Source organism: Sphingomonas sp. R1 (genome assembly GCF_025960285.1).
Taxonomy (GTDB): domain Bacteria; phylum Pseudomonadota; class Alphaproteobacteria; order Sphingomonadales; family Sphingomonadaceae; genus Sphingomonas.
The window spans coordinates 2,947,233-2,970,474 of the sequence record NZ_CP110111.1; the positions used below are offsets into that span (position 1 = coordinate 2,947,233).

21 protein-coding genes and 1 tRNA gene are annotated in these 23,242 nt (G+C 68.0%); 15 read left to right on the forward strand and 7 right to left on the reverse strand.

Features of this window, described 5'->3' with window-relative positions; all coding sequences use genetic code 11:
• The first annotated feature begins 98 nt into the window (after nucleotides 1-98).
• Both OIM94_RS14085 and folP read left to right on the forward strand, forming a co-directional pair.
• Nucleotides 99-1,229, forward strand: coding sequence for a site-specific DNA-methyltransferase (locus tag OIM94_RS14085; protein WP_319801125.1), 1,131 nt, complete (start codon nucleotides 99-101; stop codon nucleotides 1,227-1,229).
• 88 nt (nucleotides 1,230-1,317) lie between these two features.
• A complete protein-coding gene (gene folP, locus OIM94_RS14090; RefSeq protein ID WP_264607329.1) occupies nucleotides 1,318-2,415 on the forward strand; it encodes a dihydropteroate synthase in 1,098 nt (365 codons plus the stop codon).
• On the opposite strand, the gene OIM94_RS14095 is transcribed toward folP, so the two are convergent.
• Complete coding sequence (locus OIM94_RS14095; RefSeq protein WP_264607330.1) at nucleotides 2,400-3,827, reverse strand: sigma-54-dependent transcriptional regulator; 1,428 nt, start codon at nucleotides 3,825-3,827, stop codon at nucleotides 2,400-2,402. The genes folP and OIM94_RS14095 overlap by 16 nt on opposite strands.
• Nucleotides 3,828-3,988: 161 nt before the next feature.
• On the opposite strand from OIM94_RS14095, the gene OIM94_RS14100 reads away from it, so the two are divergent.
• The 10 genes from OIM94_RS14100 (at nucleotide 3,989) to OIM94_RS14145 (ending at nucleotide 12,687) form a co-directional block, all read left to right on the forward strand.
• Entirely contained in the window at nucleotides 3,989-4,126 is a 138-nt protein-coding gene (locus tag OIM94_RS14100; RefSeq protein WP_264607331.1) for an aa3-type cytochrome c oxidase subunit IV, read from the forward strand.
• Between the two features lies 1 nt (nucleotide 4,127).
• Nucleotides 4,128-5,249, forward strand: coding sequence for an NAD(P) transhydrogenase subunit alpha (locus tag OIM94_RS14105; RefSeq protein WP_264607332.1), 1,122 nt, complete (start codon nucleotides 4,128-4,130; stop codon nucleotides 5,247-5,249).
• Between the two features lie 95 nt (nucleotides 5,250-5,344).
• Nucleotides 5,345-5,752: an endonuclease domain-containing protein gene (locus OIM94_RS14110; RefSeq protein WP_264607333.1), complete on the forward strand. Its 408-nt coding sequence runs from the start codon at nucleotides 5,345-5,347 to the stop codon at nucleotides 5,750-5,752.
• A gap of 3 nt (nucleotides 5,753-5,755) precedes the next feature.
• Nucleotides 5,756-6,049, forward strand: coding sequence for a proton-translocating transhydrogenase family protein (locus OIM94_RS14115; protein WP_093297885.1), 294 nt, complete (start codon nucleotides 5,756-5,758; stop codon nucleotides 6,047-6,049).
• Between the two features lie 2 nt (nucleotides 6,050-6,051).
• Nucleotides 6,052-7,512: an NAD(P)(+) transhydrogenase (Re/Si-specific) subunit beta gene (locus OIM94_RS14120; RefSeq protein WP_264607334.1), complete on the forward strand. Its 1,461-nt coding sequence runs from the start codon at nucleotides 6,052-6,054 to the stop codon at nucleotides 7,510-7,512.
• Nucleotides 7,513-7,524: 12 nt separating this feature from the next.
• The gene (locus tag OIM94_RS14125) at nucleotides 7,525-8,397 is read left to right on the forward strand and encodes a hypothetical protein (protein ID WP_264607335.1); all 873 of its coding nucleotides are present in this window, start codon (nucleotides 7,525-7,527) and stop codon (nucleotides 8,395-8,397) included.
• A 141-nt stretch (nucleotides 8,398-8,538) separates the two neighbouring features.
• On the forward strand, nucleotides 8,539-9,483 hold the full coding sequence (locus OIM94_RS14130; protein ID WP_264607336.1) for a hypothetical protein: 945 nt from the start codon (nucleotides 8,539-8,541) through the stop codon (nucleotides 9,481-9,483).
• Nucleotides 9,484-9,624: 141 nt separating this feature from the next.
• Nucleotides 9,625-9,700, forward strand: a tRNA-Val gene (locus OIM94_RS14135).
• Nucleotides 9,701-10,027: 327 nt separating this feature from the next.
• Nucleotides 10,028-11,155, forward strand: a complete 1,128-nt coding sequence (locus OIM94_RS14140; RefSeq protein WP_264607337.1) for a hypothetical protein — start codon at nucleotides 10,028-10,030, stop codon at nucleotides 11,153-11,155.
• Nucleotides 11,152-12,687, forward strand: a complete 1,536-nt coding sequence (locus tag OIM94_RS14145) for an N-acetylmuramoyl-L-alanine amidase (RefSeq protein ID WP_264607338.1) — start codon at nucleotides 11,152-11,154, stop codon at nucleotides 12,685-12,687. Before OIM94_RS14140 ends, OIM94_RS14145 begins: the two co-directional genes overlap by 4 nt.
• Here OIM94_RS14145 and epsC read toward each other — a convergent pair.
• From epsC to OIM94_RS14165, 4 genes are all read right to left on the reverse strand, one after another.
• The gene (gene epsC / locus OIM94_RS14150) at nucleotides 12,684-13,655 is read right to left on the reverse strand and encodes a serine O-acetyltransferase EpsC (RefSeq protein ID WP_264607339.1); all 972 of its coding nucleotides are present in this window, start codon (nucleotides 13,653-13,655) and stop codon (nucleotides 12,684-12,686) included. The two genes, OIM94_RS14145 and epsC, sit on opposite strands and share 4 nt — an antisense overlap.
• Nucleotides 13,639-14,931 carry a dicarboxylate/amino acid:cation symporter gene (locus tag OIM94_RS14155; RefSeq protein WP_264607340.1) on the reverse strand — a complete coding sequence of 431 codons (1,293 nt, stop codon included), beginning with the start codon at nucleotides 14,929-14,931 and terminating at the stop codon, nucleotides 13,639-13,641. The genes epsC and OIM94_RS14155 overlap by 17 nt, the downstream gene beginning before the upstream one ends.
• A gap of 128 nt (nucleotides 14,932-15,059) precedes the next feature.
• Nucleotides 15,060-15,425 carry a hypothetical protein gene (locus OIM94_RS14160; RefSeq protein ID WP_264607341.1) on the reverse strand — a complete coding sequence of 122 codons (366 nt, stop codon included), beginning with the start codon at nucleotides 15,423-15,425 and terminating at the stop codon, nucleotides 15,060-15,062.
• Between the two features lie 69 nt (nucleotides 15,426-15,494).
• A complete protein-coding gene (locus OIM94_RS14165) occupies nucleotides 15,495-16,058 on the reverse strand; it encodes a helix-turn-helix domain-containing protein (RefSeq protein ID WP_264607342.1) in 564 nt (187 codons plus the stop codon).
• An 87-nt stretch (nucleotides 16,059-16,145) separates the two neighbouring features.
• Here OIM94_RS14165 and OIM94_RS14170 point away from each other — a divergent pair, with 87 nt between their 5' ends.
• Entirely contained in the window at nucleotides 16,146-16,592 is a 447-nt protein-coding gene (locus OIM94_RS14170) for a DUF6456 domain-containing protein (protein ID WP_264607343.1), read from the forward strand.
• On the opposite strand, the gene OIM94_RS14175 is transcribed toward OIM94_RS14170, so the two are convergent.
• Entirely contained in the window at nucleotides 16,585-19,059 is a 2,475-nt protein-coding gene (locus tag OIM94_RS14175; protein WP_264607344.1) for a DUF2339 domain-containing protein, read from the reverse strand. The genes OIM94_RS14170 and OIM94_RS14175 overlap by 8 nt on opposite strands.
• A 102-nt stretch (nucleotides 19,060-19,161) precedes the next feature.
• Between OIM94_RS14175 and OIM94_RS14180 the strand changes: the two genes are divergently transcribed.
• A complete protein-coding gene (locus OIM94_RS14180; RefSeq protein WP_264607345.1) occupies nucleotides 19,162-19,827 on the forward strand; it encodes a glutathione S-transferase family protein in 666 nt (221 codons plus the stop codon).
• 33 nt (nucleotides 19,828-19,860) lie between these two features.
• Nucleotides 19,861-20,805 carry a diaminopimelate epimerase gene (gene dapF, locus OIM94_RS14185; protein WP_264607346.1) on the forward strand — a complete coding sequence of 315 codons (945 nt, stop codon included), beginning with the start codon at nucleotides 19,861-19,863 and terminating at the stop codon, nucleotides 20,803-20,805.
• On the opposite strand, the gene OIM94_RS14190 is transcribed toward dapF, so the two are convergent.
• A complete protein-coding gene (locus tag OIM94_RS14190) occupies nucleotides 20,797-22,989 on the reverse strand; it encodes an ATP-binding protein (protein ID WP_264607347.1) in 2,193 nt (730 codons plus the stop codon). The two genes, dapF and OIM94_RS14190, sit on opposite strands and share 9 nt — an antisense overlap.
• Between the last annotated feature and the right edge of the window lie 253 nt (nucleotides 22,990-23,242).

A 23,242-nucleotide genomic window follows, 5' to 3' on the forward strand; every position in this document is an offset into this window, starting at 1 on the left:
CCACCTGCTTCGGGTCACCACCCGGCGATCCCCCCTCTTGACGGAGGAGTCGCTCGGCCCCGAATAGGGGTGCCTTTTGAGCGAAGGGGCGATGATTCATGGGCGTGCTGGAGAAGGTCAAACGGGCGGGTGCGCGCGTCGCGAAGCAGGCGCCGGCCGTGCTGCCGCTGGACACGATCCTGCGCCAGGACTGCATCGAGGCGATGCGCGGGCTGCCCGACAAGTCGATCGACATGATCTTCGCGGACCCGCCGTACAACCTGCAGCTGGGCGGGGACCTCAACCGCCCCGACGGTAGCCATGTCGACGCGGTGACTGACGAGTGGGACAAGTTCGACAGCCTGGCGGCCTATGACAAGTTCACCCGCGAATGGCTGGCGCAGGCGCGCCGCATCCTGAAGGACGACGGCACGATCTGGGTGATCGGCAGCTATCACAACATCTTCAAGGTCGGCTCGGCGATCCAGGACTTGGGCTTCTGGATCCTCAACGACATCATCTGGCGCAAGGCCAATCCGATGCCCAACTTCAAGGGCACGCGGTTCACCAACGCGCACGAAACGCTGATCTGGGCGTCGAAGGGCGAGAAGTCGCGCTACACCTTCAACTACCGCTCGATGAAGACGCTCAACGACGAACTGCAGATGCGCAGCGATTGGGAATTCCCGATCTGCAGCGGGCAGGAGCGGCTGAAAAAGAACGGCACCAAGGTTCACCCGACGCAAAAGCCCGAGGCGCTGCTGTACCGCGTGCTGCTGTCGTGCACCAAACCGGGCGACGTGGTGCTCGATCCGTTCTTCGGCACCGGCACGACGGGTGCTGTGGCCAAGCGCCTCGGTCGCCGCTGGATCGGTATCGATCGCGAAGGCGTGTATGTCGAGGCGGCGCTGGAGCGCATCGCCGCCGCCCTGCCGCTCGATGAAAGCGCGCTGCAGACGATGCAGGCGCCCAAGGCCGCGCCGCGCGTGGCGTTCGGCCAGTTGGTCGAGAATGGCTATCTGGCGCCGGGCACGGTGCTCAGCGACCACAAGGCCCGCTGGCGGGCGACGGTCGGTGCCGATGGCTCGCTCAGCTGCGACGGGCAGGCGGGCTCGATTCACAAGCTGGGTGCGACGCTGCAGGGCGCACCGAGCTGCAACGGCTGGACTTTCTGGCATTACGAGGACCAGGGCGACCTCAAGCCGATCGACGCGCTCCGCCAGACCTACCTGCTCGCCACGCAGCCGTAAGCCAAATTCCACCTCCGCAAGCGGGAGGGGCGCGCAGGCGGCGAGGGCCGCGCTTTTATTGTGAGCGTTGCGTCGTTAGCACGGCGCCATGCTCGACCTCCCCGCCGCCGCCCGCCTCTATCTCCGCCCGATCCAGTTCGTCGACACGCCCGTCGGCCGCGACGGCGAGGTCGCGCGACTGGCCGGCGGCCTGGCCTGGTTCGCAGCCTATGAACTGATCGCCGTGGAGAATGGTCGGCGCGTGCTCCAGCGCACCCTCTCCGTCGCCGAGGCGGACGCCGACCCGCGCTTCGCCTCCATTGCCCGGCGCATCACCGCCCCCCGCGCGCCGCTGACGCTCGGTGCCAGAACGCTGCGCTTCGACCAGCCGCAGGTGATGGCGATCCTGAACATGACGCCGGACAGCTTCTCCGATGGCGGCAAGCATCTCGGCGATCCTGCCGCTGCTGCGCAGTCGGGCGTCGACATGAGCATCGCCGGCGCTGCGATCCTCGACGTTGGCGGCGAGTCCACTCGGCCCGGTGCGGAAACAGTGTGGGAAGGCGACGAGATCGCCCGCGTGGTGCCGGTGATCGAGCGGCTGGCCGCGAGCGGCGCGGCCATTTCGATCGACACCCGCAAGGCCGCGGTGATGCAGGCGGCGCTGGCGGCGGGTGCGCATATCGTCAACGACGTTTCGGCGCTGCTCTACGACGATCACGCGCTCGAGGTCGTGGTGCGCGCCGGCTGCCCGGTGGTGCTGATGCACGCCGCTGACCCCAAGAGCGGCGCGAAGGGCAAGGGTGGCTATGCCGATCCACTAATCGAAATCTACGATTGGCTGGAGGCGCGGGTGGACGCCGTCGTCGCCGCAGGCGTCGACCGCGCGAAAATCGTGATCGATCCCGGCATCGGTTTCGGCAAGTCTCTGGCGGACAATCTCGCGCTGATGAACGGGCTGGCGTTGTTCCATGGGATCGGTTGCCCGATCCTGCTCGGCGCCAGCCGCAAGCGGATTGTGGGCGCGCTTGCCAACGAAGCGCCGGCGGAGCAGCGGCTGGGCGGCTCGCTGGCGCTGGCGCTGAAAGGCGTGAGTCTCGGCGCGCAGCTGTTCCGCGTCCATGACGCCTTCGAGAGCGTGCAGGCGCTGCGCGTGTGGCGCGGCATGCAGGATGCCGCGCTCACCGCGCCTCACGCCGCGGTCTGATCGATCCCCAGCTCGCCGAGCTTGCGGTAGAGCGTCGAGCGACCGATGCCGAGGCGGCGGGCGACTTCGGTCATCCGGCCGCGATAGTGGCCGATCGCGAGGCGAATGACATCCGCCTCGATCTCGTCGAGCGGGCGGAGATTGCCGTCCGGACGGAACAGGGTGATGCCGCCAGCGCTGGAATGCCCCGCCACCGGCGCGTTCGTCGAGGGGCGGCCCGAGGCCAGTTGCGCGATCTGCGGAAAGTCGTCGCGGGTCAGTCCTTCCTCGTCGCAGAGCACGGCGGCGCGGAACAGCACGTTCTGCAGCTGGCGGACATTGCCCGGCCAGTCATAGCCGGTGAGCAGTTGAAGCGCCTCGTCGCTGATCCCGAGCGAGCGCAGGCCCGGCTGCTCGCCGATCCGTACGAGCAGGTGGCGGATCAGCGCGGGGATGTCGCCAGCACGCTCGCGCAGCGGCGGGATGGTCACCTGGACGACGTTCAGACGGTAGTAAAGATCCTCGCGAAAGCGCCCCGCCTCGACTTCGCCGAGCAGCGGCACGTTGCTCGCTGCAATCACGCGGACATCCACTTCGCGAGGGTGGCGCGCGCCGAGCGGCTGGATCTCGCCCGTCTGCAGCATGCGCAGCAATTTCACCTGGGCCTCGAGCGGCATCTCGCTGACTTCGTCGAGGAAGATGGTGCTGCCATCGGCTTCCTGCAGCTTGCCGATCTTGCGCTCGAACGCGCCGGTGAAGGCGCCTTCCTCATGGCCGAACAGCTCGGATTCCACGAGGTTTGCCGAAAGCGATCCGCAATTGACGCAGATCAGTTCCTTGCGTGCACGGGGCGAGGCGCCGTGGATGGCCTCGGCCACGACATGCTTGCCCACGCCGGTCTCGCCTTCGACGAGCACCGGTACGCGGGCGCGTGCAGCCTTGGCGGCGACCGCCAGTGCCGCGCGGAATTGCGGCGCGGAGCCGACGATTTCGCTGAAGCCCAGATTCGCGGTGAGCTTCTCGGTCAGCGGGCGCAGTTCGCCGGCGCTGGCCCCGCCCATCGCGCTTTCCAGCGCGCCCAGGAGGCGTTCGGCGGCGATCGGCTTGACCAGAAAATCGCTGGCGCCGGCGCGCATCGCGCCCACTGCGGCGGCGACGGAGCCGTTGGCGGCGAGCACCAGGATCGGCAGGTGTGGACGGCGGGCGCGCAGATCGGAGATCAGCGCCGTAGCCACGTCGTCGGAAGCAGGATAATCGAGGATGATCGCATCGGTAGCAAGGCCGTCGGGCGTGCCGAGCGTCGCCATCGCGCTGTCTGCGTCGTCGGCGAACAGCGTCCGCCAGCCGCGGCGCGAAGCGATGGCAGCCACCAGGCGCCGCTGCGCCGGCTCCGAATCGATCAGCAACAGAAGGCGCTGTCCGTTGCGCGTCATGCCGACTCCAGTCCCAATTGTCCCGTTTCGAGCCGCATCGATTAGAGCAGATGCGTAAAGTTCGGCTTAAGCCTGCACGAACCAGTTCTTGGGGCGCCGGGGTTGAGGGTGCGCGAAGCAGCGGTATAAGACATCCGGCACCTTAGGAGAGGAGCACATTCATGGCTGAAACGGGTGAAAACGCCGGCGAGATCCAAACCCATGTCGAAACCTTCAATGGTTTCACTGCGCTGATGAAGTGGGGCACGGTGGCGGTGTTCCTCATCGCTGCTTTCGTCGTCTTCCTGATCGCGCGCTGACGTGAAGATCGCGGTATTGAAAGAGGCGGCTGTTGCCGAACGACGTGTCGCGGCTACGCCGGAAACCGTCAAGAAATTCCTTGCGTTGAAGGCATCGATCGCCGTCGAGGCGGGTGCCGGTCTTGCCGCTTCCTACAGCGATGGTGCCTTTCGCGACGCGGGCGCGACCGTTGCGTCGCGTGGCGAGGTGCTGGCGGACGCGGACATCGTGCTTGCGGTTCAGGGCCCCGATCCGGAGAGCCTGGCCGGGTTGAAGCCGGGGGCCTGGCTGGTCGCGGGGCTCAATCCGTTCGGCGAGCGGGCGCGACTCGATCGCTATGCCGCGCTGGGGGCGGAGGCGCTGGCGATGGAGTTCATGCCGCGAATCACGCGCGCCCAGTCGATGGATATCCTGTCCTCGCAGTCGAACCTTGCCGGCTACAAGGCGGTGCTCGACGCGGCCGCCGAATATGACCGTGCCTTTCCGATGATGATGACCGCCGCCGGCACGGTGAGCGCCGCCAAGCTGTTCGTGATGGGCGTTGGTGTCGCCGGTCTCCAGGCGATCGCCACCGCGCGGCGTCTGGGTGCACAGGTTTCGGCCACCGACGTGCGCTCGGCGACCAAGGAGCAGATCCTGTCGCTCGGCGCCAAGCCCATCTTCGTCGAGAATGTCGCCGGGATCGAGGGCGAGGGTTCGGGCGGCTATGCCACCGAGATGAGCGACGCCTACAAGGCCGCGCAGGCCGAACTGGTGTCGGCGCACATCGCCAAGCAGGACATCGTCATCACCACCGCGCTGATCCCCGGCCGGGCGGCGCCGCGGCTGATCAGCGATGCGCAGATCGCGACGATGCGTAGCGGAAGCGTGATCGTCGACTTGGCGGTGGAGCAGGGCGGCAATGTCGAAGGATCGGTGCCGGGCGAGATCGTCGAGCGCCACGGCGTTCGCATCATCGGCCATCGCAACGTGCCGAGCCGGCTGGCCACGGACTCGTCGGCCCTGTTCGCGCGCAACCTGTTCAACTTCCTCTCGGCCTTCTGGGATAAGGACGCGGGCCGGCCGGTGCTCGATGAGGAAATCGGCACCGCCGTGCGGGTAACGCAGGGCGGCAAGGTGGTGCACGAGAGGTTGTTGTCGTGACACCGGCGGCGCTCCCTGATCCTCTTCGCTACGGGAAGGGAGACCGCGCGCGGCGCGGTGGAGGGGGAGCAGAGCGGGCAATTCAGCCTGAAGTCGTGGCGGCGCGCCGGCAGCGGCAGCGGCAACGGCTCAGCCTGCCCGAGGTGCTGTTGTGGCAACGACTGCGGCGTAACGCCCTCAGCGCGGGCGTACGCAACCAGCACCCCATCGGCCGCTATGTCGGCGGCTTATACATCCCCGCCGTGCGGCTGGTGATCGAAGTCGACGGGCAGGTGCATGCAGCCCCCGCGGCAGTCGATCATGACCGCCGCAAGGGCCAGCTTCTGGCCGACAACCGCTACCGAGTTCTGCGTATCGACGCGGCGGAGATTCTGCAGAAAGCAGACGGGGTACCGACCTCGATTGCGTCTGTTGCCGGGCTCCCCCTCCACCAGCCTGCGGCTTGTGCCCCTCCCCGGAACGGGGAGGATCTTTCCGCGCAGCGCTGCGCGGATCAGGAGTAGATTATGGACTTCATCTCGATCCTGTCGGTCTTCGTGCTGGCGTGCTTCGTCGGCTATTATGTCGTGTGGTCGGTGACCCCGGCGCTGCACACGCCGCTGATGGCGGTGACCAACGCCATTTCCTCCGTCATTATCGTCGGCGCGCTGATCGCTGCGGCGGCGGGCAGTCTGGGTGGCGCCGGCGAGACCTCGAAATGGCTCGGCCTGCTCGCGGTGGTGCTCGCCAGCATCAATATCTTCGGGGGATTCGCGGTGACCGCGCGTATGCTTGCGATGTACAAGAAGAAGGTGCGCTGAGCATGGAGAACATCGCACCTCTCGCCTATCTCGTTGCCGGCGTCTGCTTCATCCTCGCGCTCCGCGGGCTTTCCAGCCCCAGCACCAGCCAGCGGGGCAATCGCCTCGGCATGATCGGCATGATGATCGCGGTCGTAACCACGCTTGTCACCCACTTCCCGCAGGCCAAAACCGGCGGGGCGGGCTTCGCCATCGATTCGCTGATCGCCGGGGAGATCCTCGCCGCGATCCTGATCGGCGCGGTGATCGGCGTGGTCACCGCCCGCCGCATCCCGATGACGGCGATGCCGCAGCTGGTCGCCGCCTTCCACTCGCTGGTCGGCCTGGCGGCGGTGCTCGTCGCCTGCGCAGCCTTCCTCAATCCCGCCGCTTTCGGAATCGCCGATCTGGTGATCCCGCTGATCGGTGCGCCGTTTGAATCAATCCACCCGGTCAGTCGCATCGAGATGGGGCTGGGCGTGGCGATCGGCGCGATCACCTTCTCCGGATCGGTGATCGCGTTCCTCAAGCTCAACGGCAATATGGGCGGCAAGCCGATCCTGCTGCCGGGCCGACACGTCATCAACCTGGGGCTGCTCGCAGCGATCCTGGGCCTGATCGGCTATTTCGTGCAGGATCAGGCGCCGTGGATTTTCTGGACGATCACGGTGCTGAGCTTCCTGATCGGCTTCCTGCTGATCATCCCCATCGGCGGCGCGGACATGCCGGTCGTAGTGTCGATGCTCAACAGCTATTCGGGCTGGGCGGCGGCGGCGATGGGCTTCACGCTGCACAACTCGGCGATGATCATCACCGGCGCACTGGTCGGCAGCTCGGGCGCGATCCTCAGCTACATCATGTGCAAGGCGATGAATCGCAGCTTCCTCAGCGTGATCGCCGGCGGCTTCGGCGGCGACGCGGGGGGCGGCGCAGCCGCGGCGGCAGCGATCGACCGGCCGTGGAAGCGCGGCAGCGCCGAGGACGCGGCGTTCCTCATGTCCCAGGCCGAGCAGGTGATCATCGTCCCCGGTTACGGCATGGCGGTGGCCCAGGCCCAGCACGTGCTGCGCGAGATGGCGGACAAGCTGAAGGCGCACGGCGTGCGGGTGAAGTACGCGATCCACCCGGTCGCCGGCCGCATGCCGGGGCACATGAACGTGCTGCTCGCCGAGGCCAATGTGCCCTATGACGAGGTGTTCGAACTGGAGGACATCAACTCCGAATTCGCCCAGACCGATGTCGCCTTCGTCATCGGCGCCAACGACGTGACCAACCCGGCCGCCAAGACCGACAAGTCCTCGCCGATCTACGGCATGCCGATCCTCGATGTGGAAAAGGCCAAGACAGTGCTGTTCGTCAAGCGCAGCATGGGCGGCGTCGGCTATGCCGGCGTCGACAACGAGGTTTTCTACCGCGACAACACGATGATGCTGCTCGCCGATGCTAAGAAGATGGTGGAAGAAATCGTCAAGTCGCTGGACTGATCGGGGGATGGGGTGATCGGATCGATATTGGGCGGCGCGTTCCGCCTGCTGCGGCAGCACCCGCTGTCGGTGCTGGTCTGGTCGATCCTGTACCTTCTGGGCATCTTCGCGATCGGCCTGGTGCGGATCGCGATTGCCCCCGCAGCATCCGACGGCCTGGCGGCAATGTTACTGCCGGCGCTGCTCACCCAGGCGCTGACGATCGCGCTGGTCGCCGTGCTGATCACGGCAGCGACCCGCGCGACGCTCCACCCCTATAAGCGCGGCGCCTGCTATCTGCGGCTGGGGGCGAACGAACTGCGCGTGTTCCTGCTGTTGGCGATGCTGACGGTCGCCACCGCCGTCGCCATGTTCCTGCTGACGCTGGCCAATGGCTTTCTGCTCGGGCTGCTCGGTTGGCTGGTACCGAGCGAGTCCGTCCGCCAGTCCCTGGCGACAGCGCTGCTGCTCGCCGAACTGGTCATGCTTTTGTTCGTGCAGACCCGGCTCTCGATCGCGCTGCCGCTCACCTATCTCTACGAAGCGACCACCGTTGACGAAGCATGGGCGCAGTCCCGCGGGCATTTCTGGTCCATCTTCGGGGCGTTCGCCGTGCTCGCGCTGCTGTTGCTTGGCGGCCTTGTGGTACTGCTGGCGCTGTTCTTCCTGCCCGCATTGTCGCTGTTGATGCAGAGCGGGTTGAATGCTGCAGCCATTGCCCAGACCTTGCTGATGATCGTGATTGCCGCAAAAAATATGCCTGCCGTCGCGCAGCTTGTCCTGATAGCGGCGCTCCTGATCTTGATGGCGCTGAGTTTCGTGCTGACAACGGCAACGCTGGCGAGTGCCGCGCGCATGATGCTCGGCCTCAGGGATGGTCAGATCGAGGATCTCCGCCGCCGCTGAGCCGACGATACTTTGCTCCGCTTTGGCGACTTTCATGCTATACAGGGCCTCTTCGCTCCGAATTGGAGGAATCGCGACTCCGCCATTTCGGAGCAATGCGGCATCTGTTGGGGAACAGATGCCGAACCAAGGGGGCGGAGCATGTACGAGCTGGCGAATTTGGGCGATGCAACGCCCATCACCTACGATCTGGCCCAGGACGTTGCGCTGATCATCGCCGAGCCCGGGCCCGCGCGGGACCTGGCGCAGCGAACGGCGCTGCTGGCCGGCTTCCAGATGCGCGCGCCGCTCGGCGCGGAAGCGGCGCTGCAGGCGATGGTGCTGCTCGATGGCGTGCGGCTGGTGATCGTGGAAACCGCCGGCGTCGACGAGGCGCTGCTCGAGCCACTGCTCGCCCGTCTGGGCGCGCTGGTCGAGACCTGCGCGGTACCGATGATCGCCACGGTGCTGCCCGAACACATCGATGCGGCGGCCGCGCTGTTGCCGCACGAGGTGATGCTGCAATGCGCCCCCAGCGAGGCCGATCGCCTGAGCGCGGCGCTGTTCGTCGGGCGCGAGCCGGTCGTGCGCCTGCATGACGGAATGCGCGACGAGGAAGTGCTGCGGATGCGCCGCTTCCAGGAGGAAGTCGCCCGCATCGCCGATTCGCTCGCCCGGCTGACGCGCAGCGACCTGGGAGAGCAGAAGGGTCTGGTGCGCACCCCCGCTTTCGCCTTTGCGGCGGAAACGGAGGCCGACGCGGCGACCCCCAGCGAGATCCGCCGAGTGATCCGCGCCCGGCGCATGCGCGCGGAGTTTTTCGAAGGCGACCTGTTCGCCGATCCCGCATGGGACATGCTGCTCGATCTGTTTGCCGCCGATCTGGAGCATCGCCAGATCTCGGTCTCCAGTCTCTGTATCGCCGCCGCAGTGCCGCCGACGACGGCGCTGCGCTGGATCGGAACGCTGAGCCAAGCGGGCCTGTTCGACCGTAGGGCCGATCCCAGCGATCGCCGCCGCGCCTATATCGCGCTGAGCGACGCCGCGCGGCATGGCATGCTGCGCTATATCGGCGCGGTGAAGCGGGCGGGTCTCTCGCTGGTGTGACCGATTCCGCGTCGTTCCAGGTCGGCTATGAGGGGCGCGATCGCGGTGCTAACGGCGTCTGGAACGGGGTGGCGAAGGGCGTTTGTGCGACAGGCGTTGACCTGTGCGCGAAATCGCGTACATCGCCGGCTTCCCGGAAACGGGCGGTTAGCTCAGTTGGTAGAGCATCTCGTTTACACCGAGAGGGTCGGCGGTTCGAGCCCGTCACCGCCCACCAGGATCCTTCACCTATCGCTATCGCCGTACGGTCAGCGCCCGCGCATGTATTCGGGCGCGGGTCATCCCGGGCTTCCGAAGAACTTTCAAATAACTCAATCGCATGACCGCGGCATTCGGTCACTGCGCCAAGCATCTTGTTTGATCCCGTTGACTTCGAACGAAGATGTGCAAGAAAATATGGGCGGGGTCCAGCAGTAAAATCGTGAGTCGCAACCGGCGTTGTTGAGAATGCCGAGAGTTCCGTTTGTCCGCTTCGGGGGAGGGTGGGAATGGAGTGCGTCGTCGAGTCTGTCGTGCCTTGCTCGTTACGGCGGGTTGGCCGGCAATGAACATCGCGGATCTGGCCTTGAAGGAGCGCGACTCCGCGGGCGTGGAGGTGCTGCAATTCTATGCGCGCAAGCCGCCGGAATATGCCGTCTACCAAACCAGCGAGCGCGTCACGATCCAGTTCGCCGATGCCCCTGACAAGGCGGACGAGCAGCGCAAGGCGCTGGCGCAGCTCGCACCGATGCGGGGCGAGCTGAACGGGCTGATCGACGGCTGGCGCGATGCTCCGAACCGGGTGCTCGATCGGCCGGCCTGGTTGTGGCGACTGGCGGGCGAGAGCCGCGGCGCGCGCCTCCGCCGGCGGGCCGCCCGCTACGATCGGCGAGTTGCGGATGGGTTGGTGGTGGCGCTGGAAGGCGATCTGACTGGCGGCGGCGCGGTGCTGGAAAATGTGAAGAGCGAGGTGCTGGCGGAGCGGGTCGGCTGGGCGCGCTTCCAGTATCTGATCGCCGCCGTCCTGCTCGCGCTGGGATTCATGCTGTTCGCCAGCCTTATCGCGGCCTGGCAGCAGGCCGCCTTGTGCCCGCCCGCCCGGGACCCCCGCTGCTTCGATCACGCGACCGATCTCTGGCGTGGCGGCATGGCGGGGGCGCTGGGCAGCTTCTTCTCGATCGCGCTGGCGATCCGCGAGCGCACCGTTCTGCCCGATCTCAATCGTCAGGCAAACATGATGGATGCGGCGCTGCGCGTCGCCATCGGCATCATCGCGGGCGTCGTGTTCGTGGCGCTGGTGCTGTCCGGCTTTGTCAATCTCGCGATCGGCCGCAGCGATCCCGCCGTTGCGGGCACGCTCTATATCGGGCTCTGCGGATTCCTGGCGGGATTCAGCGAGCGGATGGTGCCGGACCTGCTGGCCAAGGCGGAGGCGCGAACCGGCGAGCGACCGGTGCTGCGCAAGCCGGAGCCCGAACTGGAGGCGAAGCCGGAACCGGGTGCCGCGCCGACGGGCCGCACCGGCGGAGCGGCTGCCTCCGCAGCGTTCGGCTCCGAACCGGAAGTCGCCGAGGCGCATGTCGACGGCTGTGTCGCCGATGTGCCGATCGCAGAGGCGGAACTGACGCCGGACGCGATGCTGCCAGTCGCCTCGGGGGGTGTCGCCATGAAGCCGGAAGGATCCTCGCGATGACCTTCTCGCTCACCTGGCTTCCGGAGGTGCTGGAGCGCGCGGGGCTGCGCGTGGCGGAAACCGCCGACTGGCGAACGCGCGGGCGCGGCGAAATGGGTCCGGTACGCGGAGTGATGTGCCACCACACCGGCACCATCGCCGGCGGCAACATGCCCACGCTGGACCTGCTGATCCGCGGACGCTCCGATCTCGCAGGTCCGCTCTGCCAGCTTGCCCTCGGCCGCGACGGCACCTTTTACGTCGTAGCCGCAGGGCGCGCGAACCATGCCGGGCCCGGACGCTGGGAAGGCATCGAGACCGGCAATTCGAGCTTCATCGGGATCGAGGCGGAAAATGGCGGACGTCCCCAGGATCTCTGGCCGGACGTGCAGATCGATGCCTATCAGCGGGGTGTGGCGGCCATCCTCGCCCATATCGGCGCGCCTGCCACCCTGTGCTGCGGCCATAAGGAATGGGCGCCGGGCCGCAAGAACGATCCGCTGTTCGACATGGCCGGCTTCCGTGCAAAGGTGCAGTTGCTCCTGTCCGGGCGCACGCCGCCACCGCCGATCGCCGCGGTGGACGATCGGAACCGGCCGACTCTGCGCCGGGGGATGCGCGGGGATACGGTACGGGATCTGCAGAAGGCGCTCGGACTGGAGCTGGACGGCATCTTCGGTGGCGCGACCGAGGCTGCGGTGCGCGCCTGGCAGCGCCGGCACGGGCTGGTGCCCGACGGAATCGTCGGGCCGCGCGCGTGGGAGGTGCTCGACCAGCCGGTGGCGGACACTCAGGCGATGCTGGCAGTGGTGCAGCAGGCGCCGGTCGATCCTTCGCCGCCGGCGTCGCAGGTCGACCTGGTCGATCTGCCCTTCCTCAAGGTCGCGTTCCCCGAGAGCCTGCCCGCCGAACTCGCGCGCTGGGTGGAACCGATGCAGCGCGCCTGCCGCCGCTTCGGCATCGATACCGATCGCGAGATCTGCAGCTTCCTCGCCAACATCGGCGTCGAAAGCGGCGGTCTGACGCGCCTGTCGGAGAGCCTGAACTACAGCGTGCAGGGGCTGCTCGGCACCTTTGGGCGGCACCGGATCAGCGAGGCCGATGCTCGCCGGCTGGGGCGCAAATCGGGCGAGCGCAGCCTGCCCCTGGCGCGGCAGGAGGAATTGGCGAACCTGCTCTACGGTGGCGACTGGGGTCGCACGAATCTGGGCAATACCGAGCCGGGGGATGGCTGGCGGTTCCGCGGCTATGGTCCCAAGCAGCTGACCGGGCGGGGGAATTGCAGCCGGTTCGCCGACGCCGTGCAGCTGCCGCTGGCGCAGATCCCCGATTTCCTCCGCACGCCCGATGGCGGCTGCCTGGGCGCGGGGTGGTTCTGGCAGGCGCACGGGCTCGACCGCTATGCGGCGACGCCGGGACTCGGCGACGATCGGCGTGCGATCAATGGCGGCGAGCTGGGGCTTGCCGAGGTGGAGCAGCGCTTCGACCGTTTGATGGCGGAGATGGCGCGTCGGCGGGCGTCCGCGCCAGCGTCGGCGCCGGCTGCGCCCTAGTCGCGATGCTCGGCGAGCCGAACGGTCATGTTGTTCTGCGCATCGCCATAGAGGGACACCGCCGCCGGTTGCACCAGCACGCTGTAGGGAGGCACGTCGTCGAGCAGCCAGACATTGCCGCCGATCGTGCTGCCACGGCCGATCGTCACCCGGCCCAGGATCGTCGCACCGGCATACACGATTACGTCGTCTTCGAGGATCGGATGGCGGGCGAAGCGGCTGCGCGGGCCTGCCGGCGCCAGCCCCAGCGGGCTCCGCGCGCCAAGCGTGACGTGCTGGTACAGCCGCACGTTGCGGCCGATGATCGCCGTCTCGCCGATCACCACGCCGGTGCCGTGATCGATGAAGAAGCTGGGGCCGATCGTCGCCGCCGGGTGGATGTCGATACCGGTGCGGGCATTGGCGAGCTCGGATAGGATACGTGCGACGATCACCGCGCCGAGCCCGTGCAGTTGGTGGGCGATGCGATAGTGGAGGATCGCCAGCGCGCCGGGATAGCTGATCAGGATCTCGTCCACGCTGCGTGCCGCGGGATCGCCGACGAATGCGGCATCGACATCCTCGTCCAGCAGCGCGCGTATCTCGGGCAGCGCCGCGGCGAACAGCCGGACGAGCAAGTCCGGTTGATCGCTTTCGAACGGAGTGGCGCTGTGGAGCTGCCAATAGTCGAACTCCGCGGCCAGTTGTTCACGCAGGATGGCCAGCGCATGCGCGAGTTGCTCGGCAACGAAATCGTCCTCGCGGGCGATCCCGCCGCGAAAGCCGCCCAGACGCGTGGGGAACAGCGCGGCCGCCACATGCTCCATGAAGCGTGCGAGCTCCGCCGGCGCGGGGAACCGAGACAGGCCGCGATGCTCGGCGCGCCGCTCGCGCCAGGACGAGCGGACCGTGTTGAGCGCCGAGACCGCATCGGCGATCTCGCCGGCGAACGGGTGACCGGAAACCATCGTGTCAGGCCGTAGCAGCATGGGCCGGGGCGCCGAGCACTTCGGCGGCGAGAAGACCGCTCTGGCGGGCGACGATGGTCGGCACCAGTGCCTGACCGGCGACGTTCACGGCGGTACGACCCATGTCGAGGATCGGGTCGATCGCCAGCAGCAGTCCGGCACCTTCCAGCGGCAGGCCGAGGGTCGAGAGGGTGAGGGTAAGCATCACCGTGGCGCCGGTGAGCCCCGCCGTCGCGGCCGAGCCGACCACCGCGACGAACGCGATGAGGCCATAATCAGCGAGATGGAGCGGCACGCCGAAGAACTGTGCCACAAAGATTGCCGAGACGGCCGGGTAGATTGCGGCGCAGCCGTCCATCTTGGTTGTAGCGCCCAGCGGCACCGCGAAGGCCGCGTAAGCGGCGGGGACCCCAAGCCGTTCGACCACCTCCTCGGTCACCGGCAGCGTGCCGACCGACGAGCGCGAGACGAAACCGAGCTGGATCGCCGGCCATGCGCTGGCGAAGAAGCGCAAAGGGTTGAGTCCGTTGGCCGCCAGCAGTGTCGGGTAGACAACCAGCAGCACCAGTGCGAGGCCGATGTAGATGGCGGCGGCGAAAGCGCCGAGGGCCGACAGCGCGTCCCAGCCATAGCGGACGACGGCATCGCCGATCAGCGCGGCGGTACCGATCGGCGTGAGCGCAATCACCCAGCGCAGCAGCCGGCGGAAGATGGCGAGCGCGGACGCGTTGAACTGCAGGAAGGTGCTGCCCGCCTCCCCGATGCGAACCGCAGCGGCGCCGATTGCGATGGCGGCGACGATGATCTGGAGAACGTTGAACGACAGGCCGGTAGTGGCGGCACCGTCCTTCAACGTGGTCGCGGCCGTGATGCCGAGGAAATTGGCGGGCACCACGCCTTTCAGGAAATCGAGCCACGAGCCGGTGCTCGACGGCGCCTTGGCCGCACTCGCCGTGACGCCGGCATGGAGGCCGGGCTGGAGCAGCAGGCCGAGCATGATGCCGATCAGCACCGAGATGAGTGCCGTGGCGGCGAACCAGAGCAAGGTGCGGGCGACAAGCTTGGCAGCATTGTCGAGGTCCCGCAGCGCAGCGATCGAGGCGACGATGGCGGTGAACACCAGCGGTGGCACCAGCGCCTTCAAAAGCTGGACGAACAACTGGCCGGTGGTGTGCAGTCCTTCCCCGAGCCCTACCTGTCCTGTGGCACGGACAAGGAAACCAAGCCCCAAGCCGGCGGCCATGCCGAGCAGCACTTGCCAGGCGAAGGGGAAACGGGGGGTGGCGGCATTAGCCATGCGTGAGCAGCTCCTTAACGAGCTGCCAGAATATCCTAGCGATCAGCTAGGAGAACAAAGATTTGCTTTCAGCCATCCTGCACCGGCTTGCGGCCGGGCCACCGCGGTGGGCAGCCCGGCGTCCGGCGTCAGTTGGCCTTGAAGGTTGGTCTGTCGCCGGCGAAGGCAATTGTAAGATAGCTATTGTCGCAGACATTATAGCCGGACCACACTGCCGTGCTCTTGTCCTCGAACGTCGCCCGGACGTCATATTTGCACTGGGCGCCCTTGTCGAAATGCACCGTCGTCTTGCCGCCGATCTTGATCTTGGTGTCCTTCTTCAGTTCCGGATCCACCTTGTTCTCGACCCAGCTGCTCGAGCCTGCCGGAGCGACCTCGATCTTTTCGATCAGCTTGCCGGTGTTGTTGACCAGCATGAAATCCCAGTCGTCGGCAAACGCCGGGGCGGCCGCGGCGAGGATCGCTGCGGATGCGATGAGAGCCAGTTTCTTCATGGTCTTCTTCCCTCCTGTTGCGCAGCATTTTGCGCGCAACAAAGGCCCCCGGCAAGGGCGTAACATTGCCTATAGCGCGCGTACCAGCCGAACCGCGATCGCAATCCAGGCCGGGTCGGTCAACACCTGCTGGCGGCCGCCCGAACCCGGAGGGAGCAGTTGCAGCCGATCCCCCTCCCGACCGATTAGCCGGCCAAAGAGGAAGCGACCGCCGGGGCGTGGCACCAGCACGTCGCGATTGAGTGCGCGGCCGAACTCCGCCGGGGCAAGGCGCTCGCACCAGATAGCGTCGCCGGCGCGATATTCACCGATGCTTGCCTCCACCGCGATGGCGATGGTGCCGGCGTCCGGGCGCGGTGACACCAGCGTTGCCGGGCGGCGCGGGGCATGGGCACCGTCCGCTTCGAGCAGCGCAGCAACGGGAATGTCGGGGCGGTCTGGCAGTTGCACGAGATCGGCCGCGTCGACGTCCAGCGCGGCGGCGATCCGATTGAGCCATGCGACGGAGACGGTACGGGTACCGGTCTCCAGCCGCCCGATCGTCTGCGCGGTGGTCGGCGGTACGCAGCGACGGGCAACATCGTCAAGGGTCAGGCCCTTTGCCCGGCGCACTTCGCGAATCGCGGTGATCATGCCTTGCTCCTAACCAAATCGGTTTTCGTCTTTCCTACAGATGGGCCCACGTGGCAAGAGGGGCGGCGAGAACAAAAGGAGATCGCGATGGCGCGGGAGCTGATGGAGCGCACGACAGGCAGGGGGGGCAGCGTAACGGTGAATGTGGGCGAATCGCCGCTCGCCTGGCTGCGATCGCGGGGGCACGTAGACGCACGGCAGTTTGAGGCGGGCGAGCGCTTGCGAAGCGATTACGAGATGGCGTCACTGGGGCCGCGGGTGACAATGCGATGGGATGCTGCACCGCGCGCGGGCGGTAGGCGAGCGGCGCCCGAGCCGATGGATCCGACGCTGGCGCAGATCGCCGCCAAGCGCCGCTTCGACGCCGTGATCGCTGCCGTCGGCGGAGGGCTGTCCGACATTCTGTGGCGCGTCGTGTGTGCGGCGGAGGGCGTAAGTGCCGCCGAAAAGGGGCTGGGCTGGCCCGCGCGCGCCGGCAAGCTGGTGCTGTGCCTCGCGCTCGACCGGGTGGCGGATCATTATGAGCTCAGGTGATGGGTGGCACGTCCCCTGCGGCGGTGGGGCGGGCGAGGAAGCGGCTATATGCCCAGCCGATCGCGATCAGCGCCACGCCCAATCCCAGGAAGGAAAGAATGCGCAGCAGGCCGTCCAGCGCTGCCGCATCGACCAGAAACACCTTGAAGGTGGTGAGCGTCAGCAGGCCAAGCCCGGCGAGGCGCAGATCGTGCCGCCCGGCGGCGATCCCGCGCCACAGCCAGGCGAGCGCCAGCACGAGCAGCACCGCCGAATATCCGCCATTCTCAAGGTTGCCGATCGTGCCGGTAAGCAATGTGCCATGAGCCATCCAGCGCACCGCGGCGAGTGCGCCCACGATGCTGAGCAGTGCGGCGGCGATGCGCAGTCGCGGCAGGGTCCAGCACCAGAAGGCGGCCAGCATCAGATGCAGCGCCAGCATTGGGCCCGCTGCTTGCGCGACGATCACGGGGTTCAGCAGGAGCAGATCGAACCACAGCAGGCGCGAGAAGCCGAGGATAAGGAACGCCTTCGCCGCCACGGGCAGGCGGCCGGCGCGCAGCAACGCCCAGCCCGCGGCGAGCACGACCTGAGTCAGCAGTCCCCGCTCGATAAAACCCCAGTCACGGAAATCCTCGGGTGTTGCAAGCGCCAGCGGCTGCTTGGCCAGGGTGTAGAGCAGGAGCACGCCGCCCGTGCCGGCAAGCAACGCGGCGATATGGCGGGCGCGCCCGAACGCCCGGGGGTCGATCAGGAAGGCGAGGGCTGCCGCTATCGGCAAGGCGAGCCCCCGCAGCAGATCGGCAAGCGCCGGCAGATGCCTATAGGGCAACTGCTCCCCGAAGAGCGATCGCCCGATCGTGTCGGCGAGCGCCAGCAACGGGGGGGCGGCGGCGACCAACGCCGCGAGCAGGGGGAGGATCGGAAGGACGAACAGGTTCGGTGCGCGGACCTGCCTTGCCCAGACCGCGAGCGCGCCAAGCACTGCCGCCAGCGGCAGCGAGAGCCAGCCATGCGGAACCGCCTGCGCAAGCGCGACCGTGGCGAGCAGGCCGGCAGCAAGCGTGGCGGCGGTAAGGGCGGGATCGTCGGCCTCGGATCGCAGCAACCAGGCGAGGCGCGCGCAGGCGGTGGCGGCCAGTGCTTCGAGAACACCCCAGATCGCGCTCGGCAGCAGATCGGCAGCGAGGCCGTGCGCGACCAGCACCGGCCCGCTCGCGCCGATCAATGCCAGCGTTACCCAGCCGCGGCCGCGCGACCAGAGGGCATGTCCCGTACCTGCGAACAGCAGTGTCGCGGCGATGGCGGCGACCGGCGTCGCCCCGGGATGGGCCGATGCGAGCGCCAGTGCCTCCAGCGCGAGCAGCAGCGCAGCACTGGCGAGCGCGCCCGGCAGATAGATCGGATCACGCCAGGCCAGCATCAGCGCGGCTGCCGCAAGGACAAGGTAGAAGCTCCAGGCGAGCGGCCCGAAGTCCAAGCCGGGCGCGATCACAACCAGCTGCAGCATCCCGGTGAGCAGCGGGAGCAATCGCAGCCAGCGATTGCGGATACCGGCAGCGGGCAGGAGCGCACTTGCCCCGCCGGCCAGCAGCATGGTGAAGCCGCCCACCGAGGCAAGATTACCCTGCCCATCGGTGACCGCGATCAGGAACTGCGCCCAGGCGAGCCCGGCGAAGCTCGCAGCGAAGGCCAGCCAGCCCCAGCGGCGATGGACTGCCAGGCCGAACAGCGCTGCCACGAACAGGCCGAGATAGACAAGCAATGGCCCGATGCCCGCTGCAGAGAACCCGGCCACCAGCGGCGCCAGGAAGCCGCCCAGCAGCGCCATGATCGCGGTCGGCGGCCCATGGCGGAGCGACAGGCCCAGCGCGCCCAGCGTCACCAGTACCACCGCGGCAAAAGCGGGCAGCGGTGCGATGAGGTGATAGAGTGCCGCCGCCATGTAGAGCGTGCCATAGAGGCTGGCGATGCCGGCACCGGCCAGTGCCTGGCCCAGGCGTGCGTCGTCGCGCGTGGCCGGCAGCCGCCGTACCCCTTCGCTAGTCGCGATCAGCGCAAGCCCGAACAGCGCTGCGATTCCGGTGCGCGCGGCGGGCCCCAGCAGCCCCTGCTCGATGGAGTAACGGACGAGGAAGAAGCCGGCCAGCACCAGCGCCACGCCGCCGATCCAGATCGGCAGCCGCCCGCCCACCAGCGTTTCGAAGCTCAGTCGGGGCAGTTCGAAGCGCGGGCGGGGGCCCTCCGCCGGAGTTGGCAGGGCCGCCTCTGTAGTCTCGGTTTGGGAGGGCGCGCGTGTCTCTGCTGCGACCCGAATAGCGGTCGGCGTCCGATGAGGCGGGGCTGGTGCCTCTTCAAGCGGCTGCAATCGCGAGAGCCGGAGTTCCATCGCCTGCAGATCGCGATCGAGGTGATCGATACGGCGTTTCAGCACGGCGAAGGCGGCGGCGGCGCAGCAGGCGAGCAGAAGGAAGAGGTAGAGGTTCATCGCCTGCAGCCTCGCACGTTCGCGCCCTTCTGTCGCGCCAAGGACGCGCGACTTGGCGGAAAATCGGCTATGAGGGCAAACATATACAGGAGAGGCACTGCGATGATCGTTTTTGGCTCGACGCTTTCGCCCTATGTGCGCAAGTGCATGGTGTTCGGCGCAGAGAAGGGGCTGGACCTGCGGCTGAAATTTGCCGGGCCCGGCAGTCCGGATCCCGAATTCCGCACGATCAGCCCGTTCGGCAAGATCCCCGGTTTTCGCGACGGTGACTTCACCATCTCCGATTCGACCGCGATCGTCACCTATCTCGAGGCGAAGTTCCCCGAGCCGAACCTGATCCCGCTGGAGCCCCAGGCGCGTGCCCGCACCATCTGGTTCGACGAAATGGCGGATACGGTGATGATGGCTGCGGGCGGCGCCATTTTCGGCAACCGCTTCGTGAAGCCGCGGGTGATGAAGCTGCCCTGCGATCATGCCGCTGCGGACCAGGCGGAGAGCGAACAGCTGCCGCCGATCTTAGACTATCTGGAGCGGACCATCCCCGACAGCGGCTTCCTCGTCGAGGATCGGCTTACCCTCGCGGACATTGCGGTGGCGAGCCCGCTCGCGACGCTGGGCTGTATCGGTGTGTGCGTCGACCCCGCCCGCTATCCCCGCACCGCGGCCTATGTTGATGCGATCCATGCCCGGCCGAGCTTCGCCGCGATCCTCGAGCGCGACCGCGCGCAGGTGGCGGCGCTGGGCGGGGGCGTGCCGCGCGCAGCATAGCCAAAGCGCCATCGCTTCCCTAGATGGGCGGCCATGCGCATCGACTATATCAAGTGCCATGGTTCGGGGAACGACTTCCCGCTGATCGACGCCCGTGCGCTCGCGCTGGGCGAGCCGGAATGGGCGACGCTCGCCCGCCTGCTGGCCGAGCGCGGCGGCCCGGTGGGCGGCGACGGCCTGCTGGCGCTGGTGCCGGGGGATGACGCCCATGCCTTCGGCATGCGGATGTGGAATTCGGACGGGTCCGAAGCCGAGACCTGCCTGAACGGCCTGCGCTGCACGGCGCGGCTCGGGTTCGATCTGCTCGGGCTGGATGCCGCGCAGGTGAAGCTGAAGACCAGCTCGGCGCAGGTCGCGCGCGATCCCGAGATCGCCCCGGGCGTGGCGACGATCCGCACGTTGGTCGGGCCCAATTCGACGCGCAGCGCGGATGTCGGCCTGGTCGGTGCGCCCGAGCAGGTGATCGACGCGCCGATTCCGGGCCTGCCGAACGCCCGCGCCTTCACCGCCGTGGCGATGCCCAACCCGCATCTCGTCACCTTCGTCGATACGGTCGACGAGGACGAGCTGGTGGCGCTCGGCACCTGGTGCGAGAGCCGCCCGGCGCTGCTGCCGGCGCGCGGCAATGTTTCGTTCGTCGAAGTGCGCGGTCCGTCGCGCCTGTACGTCCGCACCTTCGAGCGCGGCGTGGGGCTGACCGACAGCTGCGGCAGCGCGATGGCGGCATCGGTGCTCAGTGCCGCGCTTACCGGGCGCACCGCGTTCGGCGTGCCCGTCGAGGTGTTCAACCGCGGCGGCATGGTCCGCGGCCAGGCCGAGGCGGATCGGCGCGTGATGCTGAGCGGCAATGCCACCTTCGAGGGGGCGTTCGCGATCGAGGCGGATCTCGCGGCGGGCGTGCTCGGCGCGCCCGAACCGCTGGCGCCGCGCCCCGCCGAGCAGGCCGCATGGGCCGCTGCCGTCGCCGCCCTACGCTGATTCCGCCAGGCGCTCCGGCATGGCGAGGCCCGGCAGGGTGAAGCACAGCCGGGCGCCCCGCAGCAGGCTGCCATCGGCATAGATCCGCCCGCCATAGGATTCTACGATCGTCCGGCAGATCGACAGGCCGAGGCCCAGCCCGCTTGCCGGCCGCGTCGAGACGAACGGCTGGAACAGGTCCTCCGGCGTGCGGATGCCGGGACCGTTGTCGGTTACCGTCAGCAGCACCATGCCGTCGGCCTGGAGCGCGCTGGCGACGCGGATCTGCGCGCCGGCACGTCCGTCCACCGCCTGCGCGGCGTTGCGCAGCAAATTGAGCAGCACCTGCTGCACCTGCACCTTGTCCGCCGCGACCCAGGCGGCCGCCGCATCGAGATCGACCCCGATCGAGGCCGTGCAGTCGGGCACCGAGGCGCGCAGCAGCGCCAGCGCGTCGTCGACGGCCTCGGCAATGCGCGCGGCGCCGCCCGCGCTGCGATTGGCCGCCATGTCGCGCGCACGCTGCATGATGCCGTGCGCAAGGCCGATCTGGGCGCGTGCCTTGTCGAGCAGATCCTCCTGTCGGCCCTCGCCGAGGCGCGCGGCCGCGACATAGTTGGACGCGGCGGTGAGCGGCTGGGCGATTTCGTGCGCGATGGTCGCCGCCATGATGTTCATCGCCTGGACGCGCGCGCCGTGCGCGATTTCCTCGCGGAGCGCGGCATGCGCCCTCTCGGCATTGATGTCCTGATCGGTGCCGATTAGCGAGCCGATCGCGCCATTCGCCGCTTCGATCGGCACGATGCGGATGCGCCGGTGCGAGCGGTGCCGCCGCCCGGTGCGCGCGGTGACGTCGCAGCTTTGCGGGCGCCGGGTGACGATCGCCGCGCGCACGGCGGCGAGCAGGCGGCGGCGGTCCGACGAGGGCAGGATGGCCAGCGCGGCGCGGCCGTCGACCATGTCGTCGTCGGGGGCGCGGTCGTACATCCGGCAGAGCTGGTCCGACAGGACGAGGCGATCGCTGGCGATGTCATATTCCCAGTCGCCGATGCCGCCGATCCGCTGGGCTTCGTGCAACCGGTCGTTGGTGCCGGCCAGATCGCGCGCCGCCTTCTCGCGCCGGCGCAGCGCGTGCATCGCGAGACCGGCGAACAGGGCAATCGCGAGCGTGATGCCGGTGGTCATGCCCCGCACGCGCACCGTCCGGGCATCCTCGCCGCGCAGGATGTCACGCTCGGCCAGGCCGGTGGTGACGAAGATGCCATAGTCGCTCAGCCGGCGATGGCTGAACACGCGGCGGATTCCGGTGAAGGCACTCGGGCCGACATAGGTGCCATTGGGGTCGGCCTGCTGGTGCCGCATCGGCGCCTTGCCGGCGAGATTTTCGCCGTAGCTGATCCTGGTGCCGGTGCGGCGGGCAAGCGTGATGCCGTCGAGCCGGATCACCGAGATCACGTCGAGCGGGTGGGTGGCGGCACCCGCGTTGAAATCGACGAACCGCTCGACCGGGATCCGCACCACCACTGCGCCGCGGAAGCGGCCATTGGCGTCGCGGATCGCGCGGCTGATCGAGATCAGCGGGCGCGGCACGAAGCGGCTGATCTCCGCCTCGCTGATCGTCACCCGTCCGGACCGATCCTCGCGCAGCTGCACGAAGGTGGGATGCCGCGCGAGATCGAGCGCGGGCAGCCCCGGCACCGACGCCCATCGCACCGCGCCGGCGGCATCGACCACCGCGACCGAGGCGAACAGCCGGTTGCGCGCGATCGGATCATCGAGCAGCTGCGGCGATGTCGACATGCCGGCGCGGGGCGCGATCGTGGCAAAGCGATCGGCATAATGATCGATCGCCAGCCGGGCGCTGTCCAGCGTGCGGGCGACGAACTGTTCATAGGCGATCGCGCGATTGGCATTTTCGCGCGTCGCCGCGGCGAGCGCATCGGCGCGGGCCTGGGCCAGCATCTGCTCGCCTGCGCTCCACAGCAATGTGGCGACGACGGCGGCGCCCACCGCGATGAGCAGCAGGATCGGGCGCAGCGGGCCCAGCGCCGGCCGGTGCACCGGGTAGAGAAAGCCGCGGGGGAACGCCGGGGCGGGCCGGCGGGGCGCCCCGGCTACGCGCGCGCCCCGCAGCGCGCGACGGCGGCGACGCGGCATCGGCGAACGGAGTTCCGCCGGCGAACGGCGCAGCGGACGTATGAACAATGAGAAGGAAATACGAGAAGACACACTGAAAATCGGCAAGGGACGTCTCCGGAACGCCAGCGTGCGGGCACACCACGGCAGTGGCGTACCTGTCGACTGGGCAACGATGAGGGCCTGAAGCTCCGATTTCCGCATGCGTCGGCCTCTCTACCGGCGCATTGGGAACGCGATACTGTGTGCGGGTGGACCGGGATACAGCTCGGGCGTGGCGCCTCTATTCCGATGCAGTGCACCGCACAAGATGGTTAACCGC

What these genes read in the sequence shown, in the direction of transcription:
- OIM94_RS14085 (WP_319801125.1), top strand. Translation starts at nt 99, where the DNA reads ATGGGCGTGCTGGAGAAGGTCAAACGGGCGGGTGCGCGCGTCGCGAAG.
- folP (WP_264607329.1), top strand. Translation starts at nt 1,318, where the DNA reads ATGCTCGACCTCCCCGCCGCCGCCCGCCTCTATCTCCGCCCGATCCAG.
- OIM94_RS14095 (WP_264607330.1), bottom strand. Translation starts at nt 3,827, where the DNA reads ATGACGCGCAACGGACAGCGCCTTCTGTTGCTGATCGATTCGGAGCCG.
- OIM94_RS14100 (WP_264607331.1), top strand. Translation starts at nt 3,989, where the DNA reads ATGGCTGAAACGGGTGAAAACGCCGGCGAGATCCAAACCCATGTCGAA.
- OIM94_RS14115 (WP_093297885.1), top strand. Translation starts at nt 5,756, where the DNA reads ATGGACTTCATCTCGATCCTGTCGGTCTTCGTGCTGGCGTGCTTCGTC.
- OIM94_RS14120 (WP_264607334.1), top strand. Translation starts at nt 6,052, where the DNA reads ATGGAGAACATCGCACCTCTCGCCTATCTCGTTGCCGGCGTCTGCTTC.
- OIM94_RS14130 (WP_264607336.1), top strand. Translation starts at nt 8,539, where the DNA reads ATGTACGAGCTGGCGAATTTGGGCGATGCAACGCCCATCACCTACGAT.
- OIM94_RS14140 (WP_264607337.1), top strand. Translation starts at nt 10,028, where the DNA reads ATGAACATCGCGGATCTGGCCTTGAAGGAGCGCGACTCCGCGGGCGTG.
- OIM94_RS14145 (WP_264607338.1), top strand. Translation starts at nt 11,152, where the DNA reads ATGACCTTCTCGCTCACCTGGCTTCCGGAGGTGCTGGAGCGCGCGGGG.
- epsC (WP_264607339.1), bottom strand. Translation starts at nt 13,655, where the DNA reads ATGCTGCTACGGCCTGACACGATGGTTTCCGGTCACCCGTTCGCCGGC.
- OIM94_RS14155 (WP_264607340.1), bottom strand. Translation starts at nt 14,931, where the DNA reads ATGGCTAATGCCGCCACCCCCCGTTTCCCCTTCGCCTGGCAAGTGCTG.
- OIM94_RS14160 (WP_264607341.1), bottom strand. Translation starts at nt 15,425, where the DNA reads ATGAAGAAACTGGCTCTCATCGCATCCGCAGCGATCCTCGCCGCGGCC.
- OIM94_RS14165 (WP_264607342.1), bottom strand. Translation starts at nt 16,058, where the DNA reads ATGATCACCGCGATTCGCGAAGTGCGCCGGGCAAAGGGCCTGACCCTT.
- OIM94_RS14170 (WP_264607343.1), top strand. Translation starts at nt 16,146, where the DNA reads ATGGCGCGGGAGCTGATGGAGCGCACGACAGGCAGGGGGGGCAGCGTA.
- OIM94_RS14175 (WP_264607344.1), bottom strand. Translation starts at nt 19,059, where the DNA reads ATGAACCTCTACCTCTTCCTTCTGCTCGCCTGCTGCGCCGCCGCCGCC.
- OIM94_RS14180 (WP_264607345.1), top strand. Translation starts at nt 19,162, where the DNA reads ATGATCGTTTTTGGCTCGACGCTTTCGCCCTATGTGCGCAAGTGCATG.
- dapF (WP_264607346.1), top strand. Translation starts at nt 19,861, where the DNA reads ATGCGCATCGACTATATCAAGTGCCATGGTTCGGGGAACGACTTCCCG.